Raw genomic sequence first — 3,072 nt, 5'->3', positions numbered from 1 at the left:
AATGTTGTTCCACTTGGAAGATCTGATACGTTTCCAATTGAGTTCTTAGCCTCTGGTGTTGAACCTGGTGTTACTGTTTGAGCCTTAGCTGTTGGTTCATTCTTGTCCGCATCGCTACGTGGATCTTTTACAGTTACTTTAACTGGAACTTCTTCTGTTGACTTATCTGGGTAGGTTACAACTACTGTTGCGTCTTTTTCGCCTTCTTTAGTAGTATCTACTGGTGTCTTATAGGCGAATGTTGTTCCACTTGGAAGATCTGATACGTTTCCAATTGAGTTCTTAGCTTCTGGTGTTGAACCTGGTGTTACTGTTTGAGCCTTAGCTGTTGGAGTGTATTTATCAGCGTCCTTAGCTGTTGGAGTAACAAGATATGCTGCTGCAACCTTATCTGTTGACTTATCAGGATAAGTGATGGTAAGGTTCCCTTTTTCATCCACACTGTATGTCGCATTTGCTGGAAGACTTGGGTTAGCAGTTTTAACTGAGTCGATGATCTTGTTCTTTTCATCTTCACTAACCTTGTTAGGATCTGCAACATCTACTTTTGTATCTGCAACTGCTGGTTCATACTTCTTAGATGACTCAAGGACCGTGATTTTAATTCTATTCGTCGTAGATTGTCCTTTTTTATTTTTAAGAAGGAAAGTGGTAACATAATCACCTGCTGGGTGGTTTGAGGCAACTGTACCAGCAAATTTATTCTTAACATCCTTAGTATGTATTACTGTTCCAGCACTTTTGAAATAATTTCCTTCTGGGTATACTCCATATAGGTTCTTAGGGAAGTCACTTGCAAAAAACGTTTGTATCTCAGACGACGATGCTCCGATAACATCAATATTAACTGAATCTCCAGGGTAAACTGTAACATGAGACTTAGAAACTAAAAGCTGTAAAGAATTAGTCCCAGTCCTAACAACCCCGTTTTCAGTCAATGGTGTTTTTGTAACCGTAATCGGTGTACTCTTAGCTGACTCTGTTCCACCTGCTGGTGTTGAAGTAGCTGTAATTTCTCCTTCAGGAAGGCTGTTTGTAGGGTGAACAGTTGCTACACCTTTGTCGTTAGCTACAGCTTCACCAATCACAACGCCATCTTTGTTGTAAAGTTTAACAGTTGAACCTGCTGGTGCTTTAACTGTTACATCAGCTGGCGTACTTGCTTTACCTGCCAAGTCATTGACAATTTCTGGGGCTGTAGTTGCGCTATCTACTGCTGGAGTGTTTGGTTTTGATGGTTCTGGTTGTGGTTGTGGTTGTGGTTGTGGCGCTGGAGTCTCTTCTTGTGGAGCTGCTTCAACGTTACGTTTTTGCCATCCTTGAAGACTTGAGTAGCTACCTTCTTGCATGTTAGAGATAACTTGAGCTGTTGTTCCAGCTTTCATATCTTTGTTCAAGGTCAAGTTGATTGTTGAGTAGAACTTACCATCTTCACTTAAAGCAACGCTTGCAATAGCACTGCTTGAAGAGTTTACTTGCCATTTACCTGGAACAGCATCACGTTTGAGTCCAACTTCTTGCGCCTTGCCATCAGCGTCCGTGAATTGGAAGTAAGCTGCTCCTGCATCGTGTGGTACTTTCAAGGTAACATTTTTTTCACCTTGAACAAGATTATTTTTTTGCTGAGACTTGTCTGATGGGACAATTTCTGAGTGACCTAGAGATACATTTACATCTGTATCAGCACTTTCTACACCATTAACGGTTTGGCTTACGCTAATTTTATCTGCAGAAACTAACTGTGCACCACCAGTAACATTGCTATTCAAACCAAGATCAAGTGGGAATGACCACTGTCCGTTTCCTGCAACTTGGACTCGTCTAGAAATTTTACCATTTACCTTGATATTGATGATAGCACCTGGTTTTCCTGTACCTGTCAAGACTGTATCGGTAGAAGCTATAGTAGGCACTGTAATCGTGTCATTTGTTTGGGTGTAAGTGTTGTTGACTCCTGGTTTTGGGGCAAGTCTTGATGAAAGATTGATACCGACTGCTGGGAAATCCGAAGTACGAGCATCAACAATCGTTGCATCTGGACCATTTAACCCGCGGTTTTCAAGCGTTACTCTCGCAGGAGCTGTTGCAAAACGAGCAAACAGATTGTGTTTGGTCCCTTTAGTCACTACTCTATAAGTAAGCGAATCAGGAACTCCTCCACCAATTAATTTATAATGAGATCCCAATGCTTTATTATTGCTCATAGCAGGGAGGTTTTTGAAAGATTTATTGATGTAATCCTCTCCATCCAGTCTTCCAGCCTTCGGACCACGATCTATGACAGTAATACTTTCGATGGTATCATCTGATGCGACCAACAATCCAGCAGATTGGTTAGTCTTCTTATTCGGTATAACACCGATTGTCCAAGTTGTTTTGTCTCCATCAACACTGTAGTGAACTGATTGAAACTGCTTGACACCCGCACCAGAAAATTCACCTTCAGCGAGTGAGCCGTCAACTGAACGGTATGCTGCACGTGAACTTAGATCACGTTTCCCTCTTGAACGGACTGGTTCAGCTGGTGCGACTGTTTCAGTTGCCACTTCGGTTGCTTCTTCAGCTTTAGCTTCAGTGGCTACTGCTGTTGCTTTTTCTTCTTTGATAGCAAGTTGAGCTACTGCCTCTTTGAGACTAGCGACTGCTGTATCCACTTGGTCTTGGCTAGCTTCTGCATTTGCCAAAACATTTTGTGCTTGTTCAAGTGCTGTGTTCAAGCGAGAAAGAGAGTCTTCTGTCTTTCCTGCTTTGTCCAAGCCTTTTACTTCTTCGACCAACTGGGTCAAAGCTTCTTTGTTAGCTGTTTTAGCAGTAGTGTTTTCCGCTACCACTGCTTTTTCAACTGTTGCTGGCTGAGTCTCTGCCACAGCAGCAGGAGCTTCATAAGTCCCCGTTTCTCCACCATATACAGGCTTAGCCTCTTTAGCTTTTGAGCCACTCTCAACTGTAGATTCCGATGCTGTGTCTGCATGGACCGTTTGAGTAGCTAAGCTAGCTCCGACCGCAAAAACAAGCGAACAACCAAAAAGGAAATGTTTTCCTTTTTTAATCATACGCCAGTTCTTCTGCTCT

The 3,072-nt window shown here is 42.4% G+C and carries 1 protein-coding gene; it reads right to left on the bottom strand.

Annotated elements, in window-relative coordinates; all coding sequences use genetic code 11:
* A partial coding sequence (locus tag ADF68_RS11420) for a Rib/alpha-like domain-containing protein (RefSeq protein WP_275042608.1) occupies positions 1 to 3,053 on the bottom strand: 3,053 nt, incomplete at its 3' end.
* Positions 3,054 to 3,072 lie beyond the last annotated feature (19 nt).

It is taken from the genome of Streptococcus pseudopneumoniae (genome assembly GCF_001068775.1).
Taxonomy (GTDB): domain Bacteria; phylum Bacillota; class Bacilli; order Lactobacillales; family Streptococcaceae; genus Streptococcus; species Streptococcus pseudopneumoniae_N.
The sequence above is the reverse complement of the archived record's forward strand: the minus strand, read 5'-3'. Positions and strand labels throughout refer to the sequence as shown.